This window comes from Desulfitibacter sp. BRH_c19, from assembly GCA_001515945.1.
Classification (GTDB): Bacteria; Bacillota; DSM-16504; order Desulfitibacterales; family Desulfitibacteraceae; genus Desulfitibacter.
The window spans coordinates 1-22505 of the sequence record LOER01000011.1 but is presented as its reverse complement, the minus strand read 5'-3'; the positions used below and the strand labels follow the sequence as shown (position 1 = coordinate 22505).

General features: G+C 35.4%; 24 protein-coding genes, 1 tRNA gene, 2 rRNA genes and 1 pseudogene. 3 read left to right on the top strand and 25 right to left on the bottom strand.

Annotation, left to right across the window (positions count from 1 at the left end; translation table 11 throughout):
* Positions 1–132 precede the first annotated feature (132 nt).
* The gene (locus tag APF76_14645) at positions 133–906 is read right to left on the bottom strand and encodes a hydrolase TatD (GenBank protein ID KUO52862.1); all 774 of its coding nucleotides are present in this window, start codon (positions 904–906) and stop codon (positions 133–135) included.
* Positions 903–2846, bottom strand: coding sequence for a methionine--tRNA ligase (locus APF76_14640; GenBank protein ID KUO52861.1), 1944 nt, complete (start codon positions 2844–2846; stop codon positions 903–905). Before APF76_14640 ends, APF76_14645 begins: the two co-directional genes overlap by 4 nt.
* A 280-nt stretch (positions 2847–3126) precedes the next feature.
* On the opposite strand from APF76_14640, the gene APF76_14635 reads away from it, so the two are divergent.
* Positions 3127–3378, top strand: a complete 252-nt coding sequence (locus APF76_14635) for an AbrB family transcriptional regulator (GenBank protein KUO52860.1) — start codon at positions 3127–3129, stop codon at positions 3376–3378.
* Positions 3379–3521: 143 nt separating this feature from the next.
* Here APF76_14635 and APF76_14630 read toward each other — a convergent pair whose 3' ends face one another.
* The 8 genes from APF76_14630 to APF76_14595 all read right to left on the bottom strand — a co-directional run bounded on the left by APF76_14630 (position 3522) and on the right by APF76_14595 (position 9391).
* On the bottom strand, positions 3522–4361 hold the full coding sequence (locus APF76_14630; GenBank protein ID KUO52859.1) for a hypothetical protein: 840 nt from the start codon (positions 4359–4361) through the stop codon (positions 3522–3524).
* Positions 4362–4390: 29 nt separating this feature from the next.
* The gene (locus APF76_14625; protein KUO52858.1) at positions 4391–5029 is read right to left on the bottom strand and encodes a hypothetical protein; all 639 of its coding nucleotides are present in this window, start codon (positions 5027–5029) and stop codon (positions 4391–4393) included.
* Entirely contained in the window at positions 5026–5331 is a 306-nt protein-coding gene (locus APF76_14620; GenBank protein KUO52857.1) for a hypothetical protein, read from the bottom strand. The genes APF76_14625 and APF76_14620 overlap by 4 nt, the downstream gene beginning before the upstream one ends.
* A gap of 16 nt (positions 5332–5347) precedes the next feature.
* Positions 5348–6157 (bottom strand): stage 0 sporulation protein, encoded by an 810-nt coding sequence (locus APF76_14615; GenBank protein ID KUO52856.1) that lies wholly within the window; start codon positions 6155–6157, stop codon positions 5348–5350.
* A gap of 43 nt (positions 6158–6200) precedes the next feature.
* Positions 6201–7046, bottom strand: coding sequence for a hypothetical protein (locus APF76_14610; protein KUO52855.1), 846 nt, complete (start codon positions 7044–7046; stop codon positions 6201–6203).
* Complete coding sequence (locus APF76_14605; GenBank protein ID KUO52854.1) at positions 7047–7676, bottom strand: hypothetical protein; 630 nt, start codon at positions 7674–7676, stop codon at positions 7047–7049.
* Positions 7677–7687: 11 nt separating this feature from the next.
* On the bottom strand, positions 7688–9088 hold the full coding sequence (locus APF76_14600) for a hypothetical protein (protein ID KUO52853.1): 1401 nt from the start codon (positions 9086–9088) through the stop codon (positions 7688–7690).
* 99 nt (positions 9089–9187) lie between these two features.
* Positions 9188–9391, bottom strand: a complete 204-nt coding sequence (locus APF76_14595) for a hypothetical protein (protein ID KUO52852.1) — start codon at positions 9389–9391, stop codon at positions 9188–9190.
* Between the two features lie 664 nt (positions 9392–10055).
* On the opposite strand from APF76_14595, the gene APF76_14590 reads away from it, so the two are divergent.
* Positions 10056–11633, top strand: coding sequence for an MBL fold metallo-hydrolase (locus tag APF76_14590; protein KUO52851.1), 1578 nt, complete (start codon positions 10056–10058; stop codon positions 11631–11633).
* A gap of 219 nt (positions 11634–11852) precedes the next feature.
* Here APF76_14590 and APF76_14585 read toward each other — a convergent pair whose 3' ends face one another.
* From APF76_14585 to APF76_14530, 12 genes and pseudogenes are all read right to left on the bottom strand, one after another.
* On the bottom strand, positions 11853–12602 hold the full coding sequence (locus APF76_14585; GenBank protein KUO52850.1) for a hypothetical protein: 750 nt from the start codon (positions 12600–12602) through the stop codon (positions 11853–11855).
* 369 nt (positions 12603–12971) lie between these two features.
* Positions 12972–13397, bottom strand: a pseudogene (locus APF76_14580).
* Positions 13360–14262: a hypothetical protein gene (locus APF76_14575; protein ID KUO52849.1), complete on the bottom strand. Its 903-nt coding sequence runs from the start codon at positions 14260–14262 to the stop codon at positions 13360–13362. Before APF76_14575 ends, APF76_14580 begins: the two are co-directional and overlap by 38 nt.
* A gap of 28 nt (positions 14263–14290) precedes the next feature.
* Complete coding sequence (locus tag APF76_14570) at positions 14291–14758, bottom strand: hypothetical protein (protein KUO52848.1); 468 nt, start codon at positions 14756–14758, stop codon at positions 14291–14293.
* Between the two features lie 344 nt (positions 14759–15102).
* Complete coding sequence (locus tag APF76_14565) at positions 15103–15339, bottom strand: hypothetical protein (GenBank protein KUO52847.1); 237 nt, start codon at positions 15337–15339, stop codon at positions 15103–15105.
* A 162-nt stretch (positions 15340–15501) separates the two neighbouring features.
* A complete protein-coding gene (locus APF76_14560; protein KUO52846.1) occupies positions 15502–16275 on the bottom strand; it encodes a hypothetical protein in 774 nt (257 codons plus the stop codon).
* Entirely contained in the window at positions 16272–16451 is a 180-nt protein-coding gene (locus APF76_14555; GenBank protein ID KUO52845.1) for a hypothetical protein, read from the bottom strand. The genes APF76_14560 and APF76_14555 overlap by 4 nt, the downstream gene beginning before the upstream one ends.
* A complete protein-coding gene (locus APF76_14550; protein KUO52844.1) occupies positions 16409–16852 on the bottom strand; it encodes a hypothetical protein in 444 nt (147 codons plus the stop codon). Before APF76_14550 ends, APF76_14555 begins: the two co-directional genes overlap by 43 nt.
* A gap of 181 nt (positions 16853–17033) precedes the next feature.
* On the bottom strand, positions 17034–17864 hold the full coding sequence (locus APF76_14545; protein KUO52843.1) for a hypothetical protein: 831 nt from the start codon (positions 17862–17864) through the stop codon (positions 17034–17036).
* A gap of 111 nt (positions 17865–17975) precedes the next feature.
* On the bottom strand, positions 17976–19379 hold the full coding sequence (locus APF76_14540; protein ID KUO52842.1) for a hypothetical protein: 1404 nt from the start codon (positions 19377–19379) through the stop codon (positions 17976–17978).
* A gap of 6 nt (positions 19380–19385) precedes the next feature.
* Positions 19386–20111, bottom strand: coding sequence for a PhoP family transcriptional regulator (locus APF76_14535; GenBank protein ID KUO52841.1), 726 nt, complete (start codon positions 20109–20111; stop codon positions 19386–19388).
* 55 nt (positions 20112–20166) lie between these two features.
* Positions 20167–20415 (bottom strand): hypothetical protein, encoded by a 249-nt coding sequence (locus APF76_14530; GenBank protein KUO52840.1) that lies wholly within the window; start codon positions 20413–20415, stop codon positions 20167–20169.
* Positions 20416–20684: 269 nt separating this feature from the next.
* Between APF76_14530 and APF76_14525 the strand changes: the two genes are divergently transcribed.
* On the top strand, positions 20685–21584 hold the full coding sequence (locus APF76_14525; GenBank protein ID KUO52839.1) for a diaminopimelate dehydrogenase: 900 nt from the start codon (positions 20685–20687) through the stop codon (positions 21582–21584).
* A 184-nt stretch (positions 21585–21768) separates the two neighbouring features.
* Here APF76_14525 and APF76_14520 read toward each other — a convergent pair.
* The 3 genes from APF76_14520 to APF76_14510 all read right to left on the bottom strand — a co-directional run.
* Positions 21769–21843: transfer RNA gene (locus tag APF76_14520), tRNA-Asn, on the bottom strand.
* A 51-nt stretch (positions 21844–21894) separates the two neighbouring features.
* Positions 21895–22005, bottom strand: a 5S ribosomal RNA gene (locus APF76_14515).
* 167 nt (positions 22006–22172) lie between these two features.
* Positions 22173–22505 (bottom strand): 23S ribosomal RNA (locus APF76_14510); the annotation flags it as partial.

Sequence of the window (22505 nt, the reverse complement as noted above, 5' to 3'; positions counted from 1 at the left end):
TGATTTTTAATAGGGGTAATTAATTTGCCTTCCTATTGTTTCCATAGTCTTCCATTTTTAGTCAGGTATGGTTTTAAGGGCAAAAAAAAACAACCTACCTTAATGATAGGTTGCTTTGCTTTTCGTTTCTTTTTAAGATATCTTAAAAAACTTTTTTGCGTTTTCAGTCGTATGATATGCTATTTCTTCTATGGTTTTTTTTCTTACCTGGGCAATTTTTTCTGCCACATGTTTTACATTGGCTGGTTCATTTCTTTTACCCCTTACTGATTGGGGACCAAGATATGGGCAGTCAGTTTCTATGAATAACTTGTCAATGGGTACTACTTCCGCTACCTGGACAGGTTTGACAGCATTTGGATAGGTTACAGGCCCTGCAAGAGATATAAACCATCCCATTTTTATACACTCAAGTGCCATCTGGGAACTTCCAGAGAAACAATGTAATACTATTCCTACTTCAGAAGCTTTCTCTTCCTTTAGAATTTCCATAACTTCTTGATGGGCATCCCTATCATGGATTATTAATGGTTTTTTAACTCTTTTGGCTAGAGCAATCTGCCTTTTAAATGCATCTCTTTGTACTTCCTTTGGTGAAAGGTTTCTATAATAATCAAGACCAGTCTCACCTATTGCAACAACCTTTTTGTTTGCAGCAAGGTGTTCGAGAATTCTTTCCTCCATTTCACCGTAGTCTTCCGCATCATGGGGATGTATTCCAACTGCTGCGTATTGATTAGGATATTTTTCTGCTAGCTCAACTGCCTTCTTACTAGATTCTATATCCCAACCAACATTAAGAATAAAAGACACTTGATTTGTAGCTGCTCTTAAAATGACCTCATCTAAATCATCTATAAATTTTTCATTGTTTAAGTGGGCATGGGAATCAAATAACTCTATCATTTTATCTTTGCCCCACTAGGCAAGTCTTTTTCAGGTGTTAAAAGGGCCAAATTATCATCATCAGAGGCTGCTAAAATCATACCCTGAGACATAATACCCCTCAGCTTAGCTGGCTTTAGATTTGCGACAAAAGCAACCTTTTTACCCACTAGTTTTTCAGGTTCATAGTATTTTGCAATTCCAGCCACAACTGTTCTTTCTTCTGAACCCATTTTTAGTTTGAGCTTTAGTAGTTTATCTGCCTTTTCTACTTTTTCTGCTTCTAAAACCTCTGCTATTCTTAAGTCTACTTTCATAAAGTCTTCAATTGATATTTCAGAAAGTATTTCAATTTTCTTTTCCTCTACTTCTTTTGCAGCTGGATTTTCAACTTCTTCAGTTGCTAGAAGCATTTGTTCCTTATCAAGCCTTGGGAACAGAGGATCTCCTCTATTTATTTTTGTCCCTGCAGGAACAACTCCCCATTTAGTTAGGCTATCCCAATTTTGAATATTCTCTTTATGGGTAATTCCTAATTGATCCCAAACCTTAGCTGGTGTTTTCGGCATAAATGGGCTAGTCAAAATAGTAACAAATCTAATTACTTCTACCAAAGTATGAAGGACTGTACTTAGCCTATCCCTGGTATCAGCATTTTTAGCAAGAGCCCAAGGAGCTGTTTCATCAATATACTTATTGGCTCTATTAACTAACTTCCAGATTTCATCCAAAGCGGCATTAAACTGGAGGGTATCTAGGAGCTTATCCACTTTTCCAGGTAGCTCTAGTGCCATCTTCTTTAATTCCTCATCTATTGCTTCAAGTTCCCCTAACAGTGGAACTTCACCATTACAGAATTTATTTACCATTGCAGTACTTCTACTCAAGAGATTACCAAAATCATTTGCCAAGTCAGTATTAATTCTCTCAATTAAGATTTCTTCAGAATAGTATCCATCAGAACCAAAAGGCATTTCTCTTAGAAGGAAATAACGAATTGCATCACTACCATACTTATCTACAAGTACAAGAGGATCTACAACATTGCCCTTTGACTTTGACATTTTTCCTCCACCAACAAGCAACCATCCATGGCCAAAAACCTTTTGAGGTAGTGGTATGTCTGCAGCCATAAGGATTATTGGCCAGATTATTGTATGAAATCTTACAATGTCCTTGCCAACAAGATGTACTGCACTTGGCCAGAACTTCTGAAACTTCTCATCATCATCCGTCGAGTAGCCTAAAGCGGATATATAGTTTGTCAAAGCATCAAACCATACATAAATTACGTGTTTATCATCAATGGGAACAGGAATGCCCCATTTAAATGTAGTTCTAGAAACGCATAAATCTTCTAGGCCCTGTTTAATAAAATTAACCATTTCATTCCGCCGGGTAACTGGTTGTATAAAGTCAGGATTATTTTCTATAAATTCCAAAAGTCTATCTGCATACTTGCTCATCTTAAAAAAGTAACTTTCTTCTTTTAGCAACTCTACTGGTCTTGAACAATCTGGGCAAAGTTTTTCGTCACCAACCTGGCGCTTACCCCAAAAGGTTTCACATGGAGTACAATACCAACCTTCATATTCTGATTTATAGATATCCCCACTATCATATATCTTCTTAAATATGTACTGTACAACCTCTTTATGTCTATCTTCTGAAGTTCTAATAAAATCATCATACTGAATATCTAACTGTTCCCACAAGTGTTGAAAAGTCGCTACAATCTTATCCACATATTGAATAGGGGTGACGCCCACTTCTTCAGCTTTTCTTTGTATTTTCTGGCCATGCTCATCTGATCCTGTCAGAAACCAAACTTCCTTACCTTTAAGTCTGTTATAACGGGCTAGGGTATCGGCCATTGTAGTAGTGAGTGCGTGGCCAATGTGTAACCTGTCACTTGGATAGTATATGGGAGTCGTTACATAAAACCTTTCTTTATTACTCATTTATAATTCCTCCTATCTATAGTTGTGGGACATTCCTGTGCCACCTTTTTGCAAACTAGTTACATATAAGAAAAGGCCCCACCTAAAGCAGGTGAAAGACCTACAAAATCACACATACGACAACCATATTATAGGTAATATATGGTTTCCTGTCAAGTGTGCCCTAAAAACATGAAAATAATGTAGGAATAAGTAAAATTATGTATTGACTTTTAATACCATCATTGGTACCATTTAGATAAGATGTCGAAGATTGTTGAAAAAGAGGAGGGGAAAAAATATGTTAAAATCTACAGGTATAGTACGTAAGGTAGACGAACTTGGGAGAGTAGTAATACCAATTGAACTTCGAAGAACCCTAGGCATTGATGAAAAAGACGCTTTAGAGATTTATGTCGATAGCGAAAAAATCATCCTTAAAAAGTATGAACCAGCCTGTGTGTTCTGTGGCAATGCTGAAAACATTACTAACTTCAAAGGGAAAAATGTTTGTAGCGAATGTGCTAAAACAATGAGTTCCCAGGCTTCCTAAAAAATCTTGGTTTGCGCTAGCAGCTCTAAGATTGTGTATTTTATAATCGTAGACACCAGTCCATGTGGGACGCCAAGTTTTGGTTATAGTTTCTGATAGTGTAAATACAACTTATCTAAAAAACCGTGCACATGCACGGTCTTTTATTTTGGCTTACTTTCATACTCTTGGTATAGTTCCCTCTTAGAAACATTATACTCTTTAGCAATAGTTTTAAGAGCCTCTTTTTTTGGAATCCCATCCTCAATTAATTCATCCACTTTACCTAAAAGCACACTAGTTTCTATTGGATCATCAGTTTCGTTAGTATCTGCTCCCGAAACCACCAAAGTTATCTCACCCTTCACTCCAGCTTGTTTATAATAATTTATCAAATCTGGTATAGTTCCCCTACGAAACTCTTCAAACTTTTTTGTAAGCTCCCTAGAAACACAGGCATTACGTTCTCCAAAAACATCATAGATGATTTCTAGTGTATCAATAATTCTATGGGGAGATTCATAGAAAATTAGAGTATTTTCTTCCTTAGCAAGTCTTTTCAAAAACTTCTTTCTCCCCGATTTTTTTGAGGGCATAAAGCCATAGAAGGAAAAAGAATTTGTATCTAAACCTGAAGCTACCAAAGCCGTAGTCACAGCCGAAGGCCCTGGGATTGGTATTACTTTAATATTATTTTCAATTGCCTCTGCTACCAACTCAACACCAGGATCTGAAATTCCAGGTAAGCCAGCATCGGAAACTACCGCAATATTAAGCCCCTCCTGTAGTTTTGTAATAAGAAAGGGAGTCTTTTGTTTAATATTGAATTTATGATAGCTAGTAATAGCCGTTTTTATTTCATAATAGTTAAATAATTTAAGACTTTGTCTGGTATCTTCTGCTGCTACCAAATCAACCTCATTTAGAATACGTACAGCTCTATATGTTATGTCTTCTAAATTGCCAATTGGAGTAGCACATAGATATAGGTTTCCAGTTTCCATGGGCAAAATCCTTTTCCGTTAATTTTGAACTATGTTTTACGGCATTCAACCAGGATCAAATGCGGACTCTTTTTTACTTGTGCAGAAATAGGCTGTTCCCTGGTAGGGAAAAGGCCATTTTTTCTGCATAATAATAATATCTCCAGTAATCTATCATATCTATGGACAATATAAAAACTGCCCTGTGCTTTTAGAAGTGAGCTTGCAGTTTCTATAATCTCTTCTAGGGTACACTTTATTTCATGTCGTGCTATTGCTATATTTTCCTTGGGACTAACCCTTCCTTCATTTACACGAAAATACGGTGGGTTAGTGACAACCCGGTCCCATTTTTTGTTGCCAAATAGTCTTGCTGAATCTCTTAAATCCCCTTGGATAATACTTATACTTTTTTCAAAATTATTATATTCAATACTTCTTTGTGCCATATAAGCAAGTTCTTTTTGAATTTCAATGCCAGTTATCTTCAAATTATTTTCTCTTTGAATCAATAATAGGGGTATTATCCCCGATCCTGTCCCCAGATCTAGTATACTATCCCCTGGATGAAACCCTATAAAATGCACTAGCAAAACACTATCCTCGGAAAACCTATAATATTCCTTATTCTGAATTATTTTTAGACCTGAACCTATATCTTCAAGCCTCTCACCTTCAAGCAAGATCATTTTAAGCCTTCTTTAGGGGAATCCGCGGAAAACTGTTTTTTAAAAAATCCTAGACAAAAAAGGCAGTCCTTTCCTTCAGATCTAATACCCCCAAATTGTGCTGGACAAATATGAAAGCCTTCCTTATATAACTTCTGTAAATTCGCATAACCTCTATCTTCTGTGTCATCATTATAAATACGTGCAAGTAGTAATTCGTTTTGTTGTTCCAAGGCATAAACGTGCATTTTTAGATCTCTAATTTCCTTAAGCATGCCCTCAAGTTTTTGTTCCATTTCCATTATGGATTCTGTAAGTTTCATTTAGACCAACTCCAATCTACTTGGTTTGGACTTCTTCAATTTCCCCAAACCCAAAATCTAGAATCTGGACATCTTCAGTCATTTCCACCTTTACTGTGGACTTAAGAATGTTAACATCTATGATTTTTCCAGTTCCCTGTGGAGTCTTAACTATCTTTCCTACATTCGGTGCATTTTTTCTTTCCTCTTGATAAAAGTCATTTTCATATTTTAAGCAACACATGAGTCGTCCACATATGCCAGATATTTTACTAGGACTTAAAGATAAGTTCTGGTCCTTTGCCATTCTTATTGAAACTGGTTCAAAATCCCCTAAAAAAGAATGACAACATAAAACCCGACCGCAAGAGCCCAAACCACCAAGCATTTTTGCTTCGTCCCTTACTCCAATTTGTCTAAGCTCTATTCTAGTTCTAAAAATACTTGCAAGGTCTTTAACCAACTCTCTGAAATCAACCCTACCCTCAGCAGTAAAATAAAATATTATTTTACTTACATCAAAAGTATATTCCACATCTACTAGTTTCATTGGCAATTGATGCTCATCAATTTTATTCTGACATGCTTCAAAGGCCTCTTGTTCCTTCTGAAGATTGTCTTCTGCCTGTTTTTCATCTTCTTCTGTTGCTTTTCTAACCACATTTTTAAGAGGTAAAACTACTTCTTCTTCTGTCACCTCTTTTATTCCAATCACTACTTCCCCATATTCAAGCCCTCTAGCAGTCTCCACAACTACATTATTGCCCACAGAGAGATCAAATTTACCAGGATCAAAATAATATATTTTGCCTGCTTTTTTAAATCGTATACCTATTACCTTATACATTATAAATGCCTCCTCTTCGAGACTACTGTCTTAATATCTACCTTTACAGGTTACATTTCTTGATAGTAAAAAATAGATTCTCCAGCAACAATCTTTTATTTACATTTCGATCTACATTTTTTAAGCTAGTATATAGTTTTTCCAGTATCTTTACCAGTTGCTCATAGTTTACAGCAATTTTATTCAAATTACTATTAGGTAATTCAGTTGCATTTATTAGTGTGTTTTCTTGTGTCGATTTCAAGACTATTAAATCTCTGACTATTACCATTAAACCATTAATTTTTAACTTGATGTTTTCTTTATCTTCTTTTTCCAATTTATCTATAATTAAAATGGTTTTCTCAATATCTTGATTTAATACATCTTCCATGATAGAGATTATCTCTAGATAGTCTCTATCATAAAATTCCTCACCAAAATATATCTTTTGACATCGAGATAAAATTGTATCAGGCATCTCCCTCTGACTGTCGGCTAGTAAAATAAACACAGTTTGAGGTAATGGGTCCTCCAAGGTCTTTAATAAACTATTTGCTGCCTGTAAGGTTAGCTTGTCAGCCTCCTCAAAAATAATTATCTTATATCTTCCTTCATATATTTTAAAGGATAGATGCTTTTGTAAGTCTCTTATTTGTTTTATTTTTATACTGCTACCATCTGGCTTTAATGTATAAATATCCGGATGAGAATCCGTGCTGATTTTATAGCAGTTTGCACAGACACCACAGGCTTCGCCCCCAGCTTTCAAGTCCAGGCAGTTTAATGACATTGCCAATTGAGTAGCATGATTTCTAAGGTCATTAGATCCTAGGAAAAGATAAGCATGGACCACATGGTCCTTTTCTACCTTTTGTTTTAATAAGCTCATTGGGTTGCTGTTTAACAATTAAAGACCCCCTTTAAGCTTTTCCTCAACCAATTTTACTATCTCGGCAAAAATCAAGTCTTGATTGCGATTAGCTGAAATAGTTTTTATTCGTTTTTCCTTCAAAGCTAATTCTTTAAATCCCTGGTATACCTGCTCATGGAAACTTATAGCCTCTTGTTCAAGACGATCCATGGACTTTTGTTTGTTACGAATCCTTGTTAAACCAGCTTCAACAGGTAAATCTAAAAATATTGTCAAGTTAGGGATAAAATCCTCTACAACAAGCTTATTTATTTCAACAACTAGTGGCAGGTTGAGATTCCTTCCATAGCCCTGATATGCTATACTTGAATCTACAAACCGGTCACTAATTACAGTTTTCCCTTCTTTTAAAGCAGGAATTATAATTTCTTCAAGATGCTGGGCCCGACTAGCAGCATATAAAAGGACCTCTGTTTTAAATCCTAATTCTCTATTCTCTGGATTTAAGAGTGTACTTCTAATTTGTTCCCCAACAGAAGTTCCACCTGGCTCTCTTGTTAAAACGATAGCATGACCCTTTGCTTTTAAATACTCACCTAATCGTACCGCCTGGGTAGACTTTCCAGACCCGTCTGGGCCTTCAATTGTGATAAATATCCCTCGCATAGTATTTCTCCTTATTCATCAACTATTAAAATAGCATTTAAGTTTCTGTCACTAAAGCCTTGCCAGTGTCCATCCGATAACTTAATATATTTGATGAACTCAATTACTTCATGTGTAATTAGTTCTCCAGGACAAATAATAGGTATTCCTGGTGGATATGGACAAAAGGTTTCGCCTGATATCAATCCATGTGCCTCTTCTATTCTAACTTTCCTTTTACTAGCAAACAATGCCTCCCGTGGTAATTTTTTTTGAGGTGGTATTGGGGGCATTACTACTGGACAATTGCTCTGAATACTTTCGCCTTTAAATTTTTCACTTATATCCTTTATTGCCTTTACAAATCTTTTACCTATATCTAGATCATCATATAGTGTAACTATTGCAACCAGATACTTGTCAAGGGCCATCTCAACTTGAATTCCATAATCCTCCCTTAGTATTTGGGCTAATCTATAACCAGTTAATCGGTTATAGATAACAACTATTTTCGTTGGATCCAATTCCCTAGGATGTACATCTTCGGGAATTAGGCAGTGGAAACCACTTACCTCATTAACCTTTTCTCTAATATAATTAGCCACTTCAAGGCAGTTTGCTAAAAGCTTTTCTCCGTTTCTTTCAATATTGTATCTCATAAGCTCCAAAGAAGCTAATAAAATATAGGACGGACTTGTAGACTGAACTAGAGAAAGTGACAGTCTTAGTTTTGCCTTATCAACATTATTGCTAACATGTAAAAGTCCTGTCTGTGTGAGTGAACCAAGGGTCTTATGAGTTCCATGAACCACATAATCTCCTCCTAAATCAATTGAGCTTTTTGGCAAGAATCTGTTAAACTTGAAATGAGCACCATGGGCCTCATCTACTATTTGAGTACATTTTTTATCAATCATAAGTAATGGTTGCACTATACCTTCATAGGTAGGTCTAACATTAAATACGATTTCAATATTCTCTTTAATATCCTGTTTGAGCAGATCCAAGTTCACTCCAAGGGGAACCCCATATTCTTCATGAAACTCTATGGGAACATAAACTGGTTTGGCTCCAGTAAAAAACAACGAAGAGAGCACCGACTTGTGACTATTTCTTGGTATCAGCACTTCTTTTTTGGGAATCACAGATGTTAGAAAGGCAGCCTGGATTCCAGCTGTAGCTCCATTTATTAAAAAATAAGAAGAACTCGCCCCAAACAATCCGGCAACTAGTTTTTCAGATTCTTCTATGGCTCCTGTAGGATTATGTAGATCATCTATACCCGGTAATTCAGTAACATCTATTCCATATACATTAGATTCTATTAGGTTATGTCCTGGCAGTATAGGTTTTCCTTTATGGCCAGGCATATGCAAACGCACGTTATTTTCTATAATGTAGTTATTTAGGCTGTCTAAAATGGGTGTTCTCATAAGCTATCTCACTATATGCTCCTTATATTCAAAGAAATCAATACTTTGTCCAATTTTAGCATAAATAAAAAAAATTAGCTAGAATACAAACTTTGTACCCTAGCCACAATACCAAAGTGCCTTCAATTGTTCTTTAAAATTAAAATAATATTGATCATCCACAGGCGTTTGAATTATACGTTTTTCACAAGCGGAACATATTAATTTGGATCTGATTAACAGGCCACCATCGAGTCCATTAAAGGGTTTTGTTTTACATATAATACAGGTTGGAGTTAAATTGTCTTTATAAAGGCTATCCATGCTCATCACCTACTATTAAAGATAGTTCATTGTATGCTCACCATTTATAAAGTTGCAAGAGAAACACTGGAAAAAAAGGATAAGCATCACTTATCCTTAGTATTACCAGCTTTTTATTAAATTCTACCTTATATTGGATCTTTATTTTTGTGTCTCCTTAATTAACTTCACAATCTCTCCTCTTTCAGGAAAGCGCCCAGTATTTTTTTTAGTAAAGATAACCTTATTATCAATAATTACATCAAAAACTCCTCCAGAACCAGGCTCACATTCAACCTCTACTTGAGGATATTCCTTTTCGATTTCTTCTGCTACACTAGCAGCCTGAGGTTGATAGCCTCAGCCAGCACAAAAAAGAACCTCTATGTACTTCATTGATGCCACCCCTTCCTAAAATTTTAATGGATGCTTTGTAACCTTTTATTTCTCCATTAGTATACTGCATTCCTTTTAGAATCTATGAATTCACCTTAATTCAAATGGAGAATTTATGAATTCACTTAAAAATCACATTTCCTAGTAATTTATATGATAAACTAGTTTATGACAGGCTTAATGCTAATCTATGACTTTTCGACAAGGCCTGAGTAAATTGTAATAAAATGGGACAAGTGAACCTTAATAGTTAAACAATATGAATACTAATTGAGAGGAGAATATAATAATGAAAATTACCTTTTACGGTGGTGCTGAAACTGTTACTGGCTCCTGTTATCTCGTAACAACTGATACTAAGGAAAAAATTCTTGTTGATTGTGGTCTTTTTCAGGGAAATAAAACGGTAAAGGAAAGAAACTACGGAGACTTTCCTTTTAATCCCGCTGAAATAGATTGGGTGCTTTTAACACATGCTCACATCGATCATAGCGGACGTATACCTAAACTCTACAAGAAGGGTTATAAAGGCCCTGTTATTACCACTAATATTACCAAAGAAATGTGCTCCGTTATGCTTCCTGATAGCGGCCACATTCAGGAAATGGAAATAGAGCGAAAAAACAGAAAGAATCTCAGGGCTGGCAAGCCTCTACTTGAGCCCATTTATACCGCCGCAGATGCAGAGGATTGCATAAAACATTTTGATGGTAAGCAATATAATGAACTGATCAAGCTTAACGATAACATTAGCATCCGCTTCAAAGATGCAGGACACATTCTCGGCTCAGCCATCATAGAAGTATGGGTTAAAAATGCCCAAGGTTCTAAAAAAATAACTTTTACAGGTGATTTGGGTGGTTACGAGAAACCTTTGGTCAATGATCCAGAGTTTCTAGAGGAGACTGATTATCTTCTTATTGAATCCACCTATGGTTCTAGAAGTCATGATGAGGACATGACAAGGGCAGGTAAACTCGAAGCAATAATAGAAGAGACATTTAAAAGTGGTGGGAACCTAGTTATCCCTTCCTTTGCAGTAGAAAGAACTCAAGATTTACTTTTTGACTTGAACAAGCTTGTTGAAGCAGGAAAGATAAGTCCGAGCAGCATTTTTGTGGACAGCCCCTTAGCTATTGCCATAACAGAAATCTTTTGCAAGAATATTGATAGTTGCGATGAAGAAACTCAAGACTTTGGTCGCACCTCTGGAAAATGCCCTTTATTAATTAATAATTTAAGATTTACCAGAACGGCAGAGGAATCCAAAGCTATCAATAAAATTAGAAGTGGAGCAATTATCATCTCTGCTAGTGGTATGTGCGACGCAGGTCGTATTAAGCACCATTTAAAGCATAACCTATGGCGAAGTAATTCTACTGTTTTGTTTATTGGCTACCAAGCTAAAGGTACCCTAGGAAGAAATATTCTTGAAGGAGCTTCTAAGGTAAAAATTCATGGTGAAGACGTTACTGTTAACGCCAGAATAGAAAGCATCAAAGGATATTCTTCCCATGCGGACCAGGAGGACCTTCTAAAGTGGATAGGTAATATTACTAATAAGCCAGATTTGGTTTTCTTAGTTCATGGAGAACTAGAAGAAAGCTCTACACTTAAATCACTAATTGAACAGGATTACCAAATCGAAACCCATATTCCTTGTTACCTTGAAGAATATCCTCTATCAACAGAGGCTAAACCTTTATGTCTATCCCATGAAGTTCGCGATAAAGAAGTAGATTTAGATGAACAGTTAGATAGTTTGATGAGGCAGTTTTATTCTGTTGGCAAAAATCTAATCTCAGATAAAAAATACCAGGAAACTGAAGAGCTCATTAAGGAGATTAAGAAAAAATTGATTAGCTAAATGAGAAGGACACCCCGTGAAATAACGGGTATGGTTTTAGGTGCAAAATTGATATATTAATAATAAAATGGAGTTCAAACTGGCGTTTAGTTTGAACTCCATTTTATTATTATGCATTTTCCTTAACACAATCTTCTCATATTCCCTTCTATCATATCTGAGTCCTCATTTTAAGTCTAAAATTATCGTTTCATGTCAACTTTTTCATCTTCAAATCATTTACTCTAGTTTAAATCTTTGTTGTAGAATCTTGTATTTCACTTCTGTCATAAATGCCGTTTTTTTGGTATTGTTGAAGATCACCAGGTAGGTACTTCTGGACCAAGGTTGGATTTCGGCTACCATATCCAGGTTGATTAGAAAACTTTGATGAGCACGGAAAAAGTTGTTTTTATCAATTCTTTTGTCTAGCGTATCTAATGCTTCATAAGTGCTCATCTGTTTAGTATCGCTAGTAACTATTATCGTCTTTCTTTTCTCCCTCCCCACTAAAATTATCTTTTCGACATCAACAAACACCAGATTACGGTCAACCTTAAGCGCTACTTTTCTAGAATTTGTGATTTGATGCTCAGGTTTTACATCCCTGGATCTTGCCCTTTCTTTGAGTTTCAACAGATAATTTATTTTCTCAATGGTTTCCTTTATTCGTTCAATTTTATAAGGCTTTAGGAGGTAATCAAAGGCATACAGTTCAAAAGCTTCTTGCATATAGTTACTGAAACCTGTTGCATAAACTAGAAAAATCTCGGGATTGATGTCTAGAATTTCTCGTGAAGCTTTAAATCCATCTTTTTCAGGCAAGTCAATATCCATAAATATTACCTGTGGACTTAAAGCTTCTGTCATTTCCACAGCCTCAGTACCATTAACAGCCTCACCAATAACCTCTGTTCCAGGGATATTTGTTAGGCTTTTTTTTAGGATTAGCCTCATCTTGGGATCATCTTCTACTATTAAGACCTTCATCTAAAAACCTCACTCTATTTCCTTAGCATTTTTGGAACTTCCGGCTGATACCAGGTTACGAAACTAGCTGGTTGTACTACCCATCCTGCAATAAGCATCACAGTAGCAGCACATTGAGTTAAAATAGCTCTGTTCATTTTACTAAACATTTACTTCTCCTCCTTTCGCTAAAATTTTGCCCATTAATCTATCTATAAAGCCGACAACCCTATATCCTGCAGGGGTTAGGCTAAAGGCCTGGGTTACATGGGCAAAGATACTGCCTATTATGAGTGAATTAATCTGGCTTATTGGAAATATTAAAAGACATATACTCACTAGACTTGACCATATAAAAATCCAGATAATCGTGAGCCTTTTAAGTTTAGGTTGTTCATCATCGGAAAGGGGTTTGTTTTCTGTTTCCGCAGGAGCCCATTTCAAACTTATAAGGAGGCTGATTAAAGTTACAAAAACTAGTAAGGTAATAATAGTAGGTAAAGCTATCAGGGTAAAGTTTTGGGATATCTTTCCCATAGCAATAAAAATTATCAGACCAAAAATCAAACAACGACTATATGTAGCTAAATGTACTCCCCCTGACAGTAAGCGGTAAATACCTGAAGTTACAAAGATAACTAAAACATGAGGGAGAATACCTAGTAAACTTGCCAATGAAAAAAGAATAACCACTTTTATTAAACCTGTTATTATTACTTCAAAACCGTACCTTAACACATCTACAGAGTCCTGGTCATAATCTAGTTTATTACCAAGATTATGTGCTAGCTTTAGAGATAGCAAACGAAGATTCATTATCTCTCCTCCCTGCTGTGGGAATTTGTATAATAAACATGGTCCAGTTGGAATTAGAATTAACAACAACTGTGCCATTATACTTTTCTATAATTTGCTTGACAATATATAGTCCCATGCCTCTGTTCTTAGTTTTTGTAGAAAAGCCTGGTAAAAAGAGTTTTTCTTTTACTTTAACATGAATACTTGGTCCATCATTGGCAACAGATAAAACATAATTGTTTTCTCCTCTGGCAAGGTCTAGACTTATGGTAGGTTGTTGTGAAAGTTTTCTTGATTTTAATGCTTCAATGGCATTATCCAAAAGGTTTGATAGAATAAGATTAATTTCATGGGTTTTTAGGGGGAATTTCTGTATTTTTGTTTGTATATTTATGTCAAATTTAATACCCATGCTTTCCATTTGACTGCTCTTGACATGTAGGAGTGCACTCACACCAAGATCATCTAATCTAATAAGATTATTGGTTACAACTACTTCTGACATGGTTTCTTCTAGATATTTTTTTGCTTCAGTATATTCATCTACTGCCAAAAGTCCATAAACAGTTTGTAGCTCGTGATTGAAGTTATGACGCTGTACCCTCATGGTAGTAATTAAACTTTCAAGATTTTCAATATTTTCTAACTGTACCTGCTTTCTTACCTCTTCTTCTGTCACCTCCAGTACCCGACGAACTAGTACAATTGAAATTATTGTCAAAATGCCAATTATAATGTTCATGGGGTACATAAAACTAGTTAGTGTCCCTGCGATAAATACTCCCTGTGCTGAAATAAAACTACTTAAATTTAGAAGTGCTAATATCATCAGTTGAAATGTAATGATAATAATTATAGGAAATGCTCTATTAATAGTATCCATTTTCACCTTCCTCATTAATTATAATACTTCATAGAAACTTATAATTTATAAGCCTGAAGTCAAAAAAGTAAACAAGTAAAACAACAAGTAACATGGTTACCCCCTGGGGTAAAAAGAAGAGTATCCGCAATCTTGCATTATTTAAAATAACTTCTAAAGGTATGCCCGTGATATCTAAAAGCATTGGTACAAAAGTTGCATCAATTACTGTATAAATTGATATGCTTACCAGCATTGCTGCTAAGACAAATCTAAAGGGTACACGTAAAACTAACCAGATAACTACTGTAAATAATAGTCCTTGCAGCAAAGTGTGAACCCCAAAAATAATAGGTAGCATTCTAACAAAATATGAAATTGTTGCTTGTACTACACCTATTAGCACCAACTTTCCAATGGGTGGTTTAATTCCAAACAGCATAAGTCCAAGAGCCGAAATCATAATTTCTTCTGGTATAGATATTAACAATACAGCTACTAATGGCATTTTATCCACTTTTATCTCACCCCCTAATTATTTGATATTCCTCAACCCATTCCTTTCTGTCATGTCTGAATCCTCGCTTTTAATGTCTAAAACCTCCTTTTCAATGTCTGAAATTTCGTATAGGATATTTAATGTGTAAAATAGAGATTAAAAAATAAAAAGGCTGTTCCAGGTACTCCTGATGAACAACCTTTTATTAATGCAACCTGGCAGTCATAGCTTATAGCTTTAGACCCATAGCTTTGCGTCACCACCTTTCGATGGCTTTGCCCTATTTAAATATTGTTATTATATACAATTCGTGACGTTTATGGGATTTCCTTCTAATTTTATGCAATTAAATATAATTATTATCACCTGCCAATTGTATGATCTCGGATTGCTTGTCCTAGTTGATCAACCCTTTGTTTTAGAACATCAATTTTCTTTTCAAACCTCATTAGAAGATATATGGCTATAGCAATAGGGAAGCCAACATTTCCAATAGCGTTAAGCCATTCATTGATCCCATTCATTTCACCACCTCCTCCAGCGTTAATCTCTCCTTTAAAATTAACTTCCATAAATTTACTTTTATTCCTTTGTCTCATGTCTCAATCCTCGCTTTTTATGTCTGAAACTTCGTTTTGGATGTCTATATTTAGTAAAACAAAACTTGTCTTCTGATGGTACAAAATAAAATAGGCAGGGTTTATCTGCCTATTGAAATCTTCCAGCCAAAGCTTCAAATATTAACCTGATATGGTTGACGTTTAATCCATTCCTTTTCTTGTATGCTGCACACCATTAACATCAATATAATAGTCATCTTTATATATCAGCTCTGAGATAGGTACTACCTGTAACCCTCTTTCTTTGAAATCTTTTAGTATCTCAATCAAAGCATCTGGAGTATTTTCCCCATCGTTATGAAATAAGATTATATCGCCTGCATCCGCTTTTATGACCCTTTCAACCATGGCACCTGATGTGATGTTTTTCCAATCAAGAGAATCAACACTCCACTGGATAGGATAAATATTAAGCTCGCTACATATTTGGATGAGCCGATTATTGTATGCTCCAAAGGGTGGTCTAAACAGATTTGCCTCAAAACTTGTTATATCCTTGATCATTTTTTGGTTGTTAAGTAGTTCCTTTTTTATTTGCTCTTCACTTAGCTTTGTGAAATCCGGATGGCTTACTGAATGCATACCAATTTCATGTCCCCTGGAAATAATCTTTTTTGCCTTATCTGGATAATCCTCAAGCCAAATATTAACTAAAAAGAAGGTTGTTTTTACTTCATACTCATCTAGAATATCCAATATCCTGTCCGTTCTAGTGGCACCCCAGCTAGCATCAAAGCTAATAGCCAGGTTTTTCTCCTCACTTGCTACCTTATAAATAGGTAATAACCTATTACTCCTACTACTAGTAACTGCCTCCCATGGTTTTAAATAGAAACTCAGGGCTACAAGTAAAATGCATATACTCACAATACAAGCAATGAATTTTTCCCTTCTGCCAATATAGTAAAGCCTCATAAAACCCCTCCTAATATTCTCCATTCACCTCCACTATAAATATATTGATCCTCAAAATAAAAATAACTGCTAAATCTTTCATATTTTAAACCAAAAAAACCTTGCTTTTCCGCAAGGCTAATGCTCAATTCTGCTATTTCATATGGCCTTTTTCTATTCTTTTTATTATCCAACATGCTGAAAACCCAAAAATAATGGTGGGTATTATTAGTAAAACCGAAGTTTGATCATCTATTGAAATTTTATTAAAATCACCAAATAATAGAACCCCATTATTAATAACGTGTATAAAACCACCTAAAAAAATTCCTTTTAATCCAACATATTTCATATCAGTATACCTTAGAATTATATAAAAGAGTACTCCTAAAAAAGCAGCATAGACAAAATCTGAAAAAACTCCATTTATAATAGAAAAGATGCTGCCTAATGTATGGTTACCATGATATCCGCTTGCTATATGTAGATATGTTGTTTTAATTAATCCCACATAGTATAATGGTAGAGCAACACCTAATTTAACCAAATTCCCTATTATTCCAGCCAATGCGCCAAAAACTATTATATCCCTTTTCAATACAAAAACTCCTTTGATATGGCACCAAGTAGTAAGAACATCACTATATCAACATCTATATTCAGATTTTTCCCTAATCCTACAACTATATATCTGGGAATAAACGGAAAGTTAAGCATAAAAATAAAACCCTTACTTTTACGAGTAAGGGTAAAACTTTTTGCACCTTTTAATTTTTAGGTTAACTACCTATACTACACTCAATAATCATCCATACACCTGCTTCACCCTTTTCAAGAGGTTGAATCATTTCAATGATATATTCTTCGCCCATATGAATGGCTTTAACTGATGCTGTGGGTACAGTATCTTGAATGATTCCAATTAGCTCAAATTCTGTTTCTGAACTAAAACCTAGCATTCTTCCTTCTTTAGCAGCAACCTCCTCTGGATTAAATCTCCATGTTTCAAACCCATCTTCTGCTCTGTCCTGCAGCCACTTAGCACGCTCTTCATCCATGAATACTGGATAAGTGACAATTTCAGGTCTTTCCCATGGTTCTGATAATAAATAATGTCCTCCAAAGCTCACATCACTTCTCCCTTCCACTAGGACCTGTACCATTTCCACTCCTGGTAAATCAGTAAGTGTTAAAAATAGTGATCTAATTGCAGCAGCCTCACCTGCCGTTCCAGGAATACTTATCCCACTTTTGAAATTCACATATGCTATTTCCTCTTTTATCTCCACTCCTATAAGCTCTGTATCTTCAGGAAATGTCCTATGAAGATGGGGTTGTTCAGGTCCCTTCAAAAACTCTAGAACTACTCTTTTTGCTAGATTAGTTTCGCCACTCTCCAATTCCCTAAATTCAGGTATTACATGTTGGGCTTGCCAGTCTGAGAAGTATATAGCAACTTCAGCAGTTTCAGTTGCCACATCAGGTTCAACTACAGGGGCATCATCTGAAGGCTTTAGTGGAGGCGATTGACCATATAGCGCTCCATTACCACAAGCACTTATCAATAGACCAATTAAAATAACTAGAAACAATAGTGATAATTTTTTCACTAGGTATCACTCCTTTCACCTACTACGATAACTCTATATTATTACAAATCTTTTTAACATCTGTTACATATAATTTAAAATTGTTACACAAATATTAAAAAGCATTAATACCTAGTAATTCGCTTTGGGTAAATATAAAGTGAACTTTGTTCCCTTTCCCAATTGGCTTTCCACAGAAATATCTATATTCAGCCTTGAGCTTAATTCTTTCACTAGTGATAACCCCAGACCAAAGCCGCCCTGTGCACCAGTTCTAGCACCATCAACCCTATAAAACCTATCAAAAACTTTTTGCAAATTCTCATGCGTTATTCCAACTCCGGAATCCTTAATAGTTAATGTAATTCTGTCATCACTTTCAAGCAGTATTATTTCTACAATTCCTCCACTTGGAGTATATTTAATGGCATTTTCCACTAGGTTATGAATTATCCTAAACAGAGAAGTATATTCACTACTTACTTTTATCTTAGGTACATCAACCAACACTTTAATGTTCTTCTCCTGTGCAAGTATGTTAAACCTATGACAAATCTTTCTTATTAGTGAGTCGAGTTCAACTACCTCAAAATTAATTATTTTTTCCTTTTGTGATTCCAGTCTTGTTAACTCCAATAGGTTATTTACTAGGGTTGAAAGTCTATCAATTTCCATATTCATATCAGCTAAAAATTCATTGACTTTATCCTTATCAAGATCCTTGGAATTTTGTAGTGACTGAACAAGAATTTTTATTGTGCTAAGGGGTGTTCTTATTTCATGGGAAGCATCCGCAATAAATCTTCTTTTTATAATGTCCTGGTTCTCCAACTCTTCGGCCATTTTGTTAAATGTATCCGCTAATTGTCCAAACTCATCCTTTGATTTATAATCTACGCGATATGCCAGATTACCCTCAGCTAACTTCCCAGATGCACGTGTTAGTTTATTTAATGGTTTAGTCAGGTAACTAGCAAATATAACACTAAAGATAACAGTAATCAAGCTTCCTAAACCTGTACTTAATAGTATTCTATTTAAAATTTGATTCTTTAAAATGGAGAATTCATTTAAAGATTTAGAAAGAAATACTGCTCCAATTACTTGCTCTTCTCTAAAGATAGGTATTGCGCTATACATTACTTCACCATAATCTGGTGTTGAATAAATTTGTGCAGAACTATTACCTTGAAGTGCCGTAATAATTTCACCATGATTTATTATCTCACCTGTAAGATCATTAGCCTGTCCACTTTGAGAATCTAATATCACCCTGTTTTCCATGCCTATGATTAAAATTCGTAAAGAGAATTGTCTGCTCAATTCTTTTATCTCTTCAATTACTATGGAAGGCCTGTCTAAATGATATCTAATAGCATTAGAAACTATGCTTCCTTGAGTAAATGTATTAACTCTGTATTGGCTTTCATATTCACTTTTAAAATAATTGAACAACAAAAGTCCTGAAGCCAAAGCAAGAAAACCTATAAGCAGTAGGTAACTTAAAACAAGCCGAACCCTTAAGCTAAACTTCATATGCTATCACCTGCGCTGTCCATTAAAATAATAACCCATTCCCCATTTAGTACAGATTATTTGTGGTTCTTCGGGCTCAGCCTCTATTTTAGCTCTAAGTCTTCTCATATGGACATCCACAGTCCTTGGACTGCCATAGTAATCATATCCCCAAACCTTATCAAGTAATTCATCCCTACTAAAAATCTTGCCAGGGAAATGGGATAACAGGGTAAATATTTCAAATTCTTTTGTACTCAATATAATTTCTTTACTATCTAGGAAGGTTTTTCTTGTATCCAATTGGATGGACAGATTTCCTATAGGGGTTGTATACTTTTTAATTTGTTGTTTTTCTTCCTTATCGGTATCATCCCAAGATACCCTTCTTAACAATGCTTTTATTCTAGCTAAAAGTTCTCTAAAATTAAAAGGTTTATTTAAATAATCATCTGCCCCAACTTCTAACCCTAATATCTTCTCTATTTCATCTTCTTTAGCTGTTAACATTATGATAGGCACTACTGAAAAATCTCTTATTCTGCGGCACACTTCAATACCATCCATTCCTGGTAGCATTAGGTCAAGTACAACTAAACTATATTCATTTTCTTTGATTTTATCTAATCCATCTAAACCATTATGAGAAGTTTCAACACTTAGTCCATGATTTTCTAATTGTAACTTTAATCCTTTTACAAAAGTTACCTCATCATCTATCACAAGAATTTTCTCTATCTTATCAGTCACCATGTCACATCCCATAGATCATTAGTTTACCTTATTTTATCATATTGAAAGAACAACTTCATGCCTGATCCATTTTAATTCTCTCCTCCTTGTACTTTTTTAAAAGTGCATTTAACCTGCTTTTGCTATAATCTACTTCTTTAGCAGCTACATCAATAAAGATTTCCTCAGCATTATTTAAGTTTTGTTGTGCATAGTTAAACTGATCCTTTGCCTCATTGATTTCATATAACAATCTAGAAAGATCATCTTGATCACATATTCTGCTCATTTTATTAATCCGGAATATACTTTTTAAGACTTTCACTTTTTTCAACTCCCCAATAATTATTTTCTTTTATAAGCAAATTATGTACATACTAGATAAATGTACTCGGTTAATTTCTTTAGATTTTTATGATAGTTTTTTAATATTTTATGTTAGAAACCCTATAATATTGTATTTTTTATTATTTATGTATATTCTACCCATATTCCGAAGGATAATAATAATCAATCTTAGTATTGACTTGTAAACCATCTAATGTTAACTTATTAAAGAATTAGTTTGTATATTATAAAGGAGGAAAAATATTTATGTTCAAAGTAGCTATAGTAGGCTATGGAAATATTGGTAAGTTTGCTTATGAGGCAATTGAAGCTGCACCAGACATGCAATTAGTTGGTGTAGTAAGGAGATCTGGTTCTGTGGGAAAGCCTGTTCCCCCAGAGTTAAATAACGTTCCAATTGTTAGTGATATAAGAGACCTTAAAGAAGTAGATGTAGCTCTTTTATGCACACCAACACGTTCTGTAGAGGAATATGGTAAAGACATTTTAGAACTGGGTATTAATACTGTGGATAGTTTTGATATCCACGAAAAAATTGTTGATCTTCGCACATCATTCCAAAAAAGTGCAAAAACAGGTAATTCAGTAGCAGTTATTTCAGCAGGATGGGACCCGGGGAGCGATTCCATGATACGATCTATGTTTGAATTCATAGCACCCAAGGGAATTACATATACAAATTTCGGGCCAGGAATGAGTATGGGTCACTCAGTAGTAGTTAAAGCTATTTCCGGTGTTAAAGATGCTTTATCAATGACAATTCCTGTTGGGACAGGCATTCATAGAAGACTCGTTTATGTTGAGTTAGAAAGCAATGCAGATTCAAAAGCTGTAGAAGAAGCAATCTTAAATGACCCTTACTTTATAAATGATGAAACAAAGGTTTTCTTTGTTAATGATGTTAACAAGCTTATAGATATGGGTCATGGTGTTTTAATGGAACGTAAGGGTGTTTCAGGATATACTCATAATCAATTATTTACATTTGAAATGAGAATAAACAATCCAGCCCTTACTGCTCAAATTATGGTTGCATCAGCAAGGGCTAGCTTTCAACAAAAACCTGGTGCTTATACAATGATAGAAATGCCTATAATTGATTATTTATATGGCAATAAAGAAGAATTAATTGCAAAACTAGTATAGAAAATCAGAAGGGTCTTACCTAAATTCAATTTTTAGGTAAGACCCTTTCTTATCAGTTTTGGGACATTCCTCAGCTTCAAAGATTTGATCTGTAATTGAGGTACGCACCCATACCTTAGACGATGTGTTCCCTTTCTGCTATAGAATCAAAAAAACTAGCTCTCATAGCTAGTTAAAATTCAAATGGCTCCCCGGGCTGGACTCGAACCAGCAACAACTCGGTTAACAGCCGAGTGCTCTACCATTGAGCTACCAGGGAATATGGTAAAGCCTAAATCATTTAAGATTTAAGCTTCGCTTTTAAAAATTAATTCGGCAACGACCTACTCTCCCAGGAAAACCTAGTACCATCGGCGCTGGAGGACTTTACTTCCGTGTTCGGTATGGGAACGGGTGTTACCCCTCCGCCATCGCCACCGAAAATCTATAGAGTTTTTAGCAGTTTTAAAATTCGTTAGAATTTAAAAACTTGCGTTATTCTCTCAAAACTACACAGCGTATTCTACCTGCAATACTAGATGTCTGATATCAGATGTCCGAAGTCCGATTTTATTCTGACTCCTGACTTCTGAATTCTGACTTCTGTTATTTTAGATCAAGCCCTCGACTTATTAGTACCGGTCGGCTACAGACATTACTGCCCTTACACCTCCGGCCTATCTACCTGATGTTCTCTCAGGTGTCTTACCTGGTTACCCAGTGGGAAATCTTATCTTGAGGGGGGCTTCGTGCTTAGATGCTTTCAGCACTTATCCCTGCCAAACTTAGCTACCCAGCTATGCCGTTGGCACGACAACTGGTGCACCAGAGGTTTGTTCACCCCGGTCCTCTCGTACTAGGGACAACTCCTCTCAAATTTCCTGCGCCTGCGGCGGATAGGGACCGAACTGTCTCACGACGTTCTGAACCCAGCTCACGTAC

Excerpts from the sequence above, each read along its gene's own strand:
- APF76_14565 (KUO52847.1), bottom strand. The coding sequence starts at position 15,339 with ATGAGACAAAGGAATAAAAGTAAATTTATGGAAGTTAATTTTAAAGGA.
- APF76_14555 (KUO52845.1), bottom strand. The coding sequence starts at position 16,451 with ATGTTGGATAATAAAAAGAATAGAAAAAGGCCATATGAAATAGCAGAA.
- APF76_14630 (KUO52859.1), bottom strand. The coding sequence starts at position 4,361 with ATGGAAACTGGAAACCTATATCTATGTGCTACTCCAATTGGCAATTTA.
- APF76_14540 (KUO52842.1), bottom strand. The coding sequence starts at position 19,379 with ATGAAGTTTAGCTTAAGGGTTCGGCTTGTTTTAAGTTACCTACTGCTT.
- APF76_14615 (KUO52856.1), bottom strand. The coding sequence starts at position 6,157 with ATGTATAAGGTAATAGGTATACGATTTAAAAAAGCAGGCAAAATATAT.
- APF76_14585 (KUO52850.1), bottom strand. The coding sequence starts at position 12,602 with ATGAAGGTCTTAATAGTAGAAGATGATCCCAAGATGAGGCTAATCCTA.
- APF76_14560 (KUO52846.1), bottom strand. The coding sequence starts at position 16,275 with ATGAGGCTTTACTATATTGGCAGAAGGGAAAAATTCATTGCTTGTATT.
- APF76_14595 (KUO52852.1), bottom strand. The coding sequence starts at position 9,391 with ATGGATAGCCTTTATAAAGACAATTTAACTCCAACCTGTATTATATGT.
- APF76_14625 (KUO52858.1), bottom strand. The coding sequence starts at position 5,029 with ATGATCTTGCTTGAAGGTGAGAGGCTTGAAGATATAGGTTCAGGTCTA.
- APF76_14620 (KUO52857.1), bottom strand. The coding sequence starts at position 5,331 with ATGAAACTTACAGAATCCATAATGGAAATGGAACAAAAACTTGAGGGC.
- APF76_14600 (KUO52853.1), bottom strand. The coding sequence starts at position 9,088 with ATGAGAACACCCATTTTAGACAGCCTAAATAACTACATTATAGAAAAT.
- APF76_14640 (KUO52861.1), bottom strand. The coding sequence starts at position 2,846 with ATGAGTAATAAAGAAAGGTTTTATGTAACGACTCCCATATACTATCCA.
- APF76_14635 (KUO52860.1), top strand. The coding sequence starts at position 3,127 with ATGTTAAAATCTACAGGTATAGTACGTAAGGTAGACGAACTTGGGAGA.
- APF76_14575 (KUO52849.1), bottom strand. The coding sequence starts at position 14,262 with ATGGATACTATTAATAGAGCATTTCCTATAATTATTATCATTACATTT.
- APF76_14590 (KUO52851.1), top strand. The coding sequence starts at position 10,056 with ATGAAAATTACCTTTTACGGTGGTGCTGAAACTGTTACTGGCTCCTGT.
- APF76_14535 (KUO52841.1), bottom strand. The coding sequence starts at position 20,111 with ATGGTGACTGATAAGATAGAGAAAATTCTTGTGATAGATGATGAGGTA.
- APF76_14645 (KUO52862.1), bottom strand. The coding sequence starts at position 906 with ATGATAGAGTTATTTGATTCCCATGCCCACTTAAACAATGAAAAATTT.
- APF76_14525 (KUO52839.1), top strand. The coding sequence starts at position 20,685 with ATGTTCAAAGTAGCTATAGTAGGCTATGGAAATATTGGTAAGTTTGCT.
- APF76_14605 (KUO52854.1), bottom strand. The coding sequence starts at position 7,676 with ATGCGAGGGATATTTATCACAATTGAAGGCCCAGACGGGTCTGGAAAG.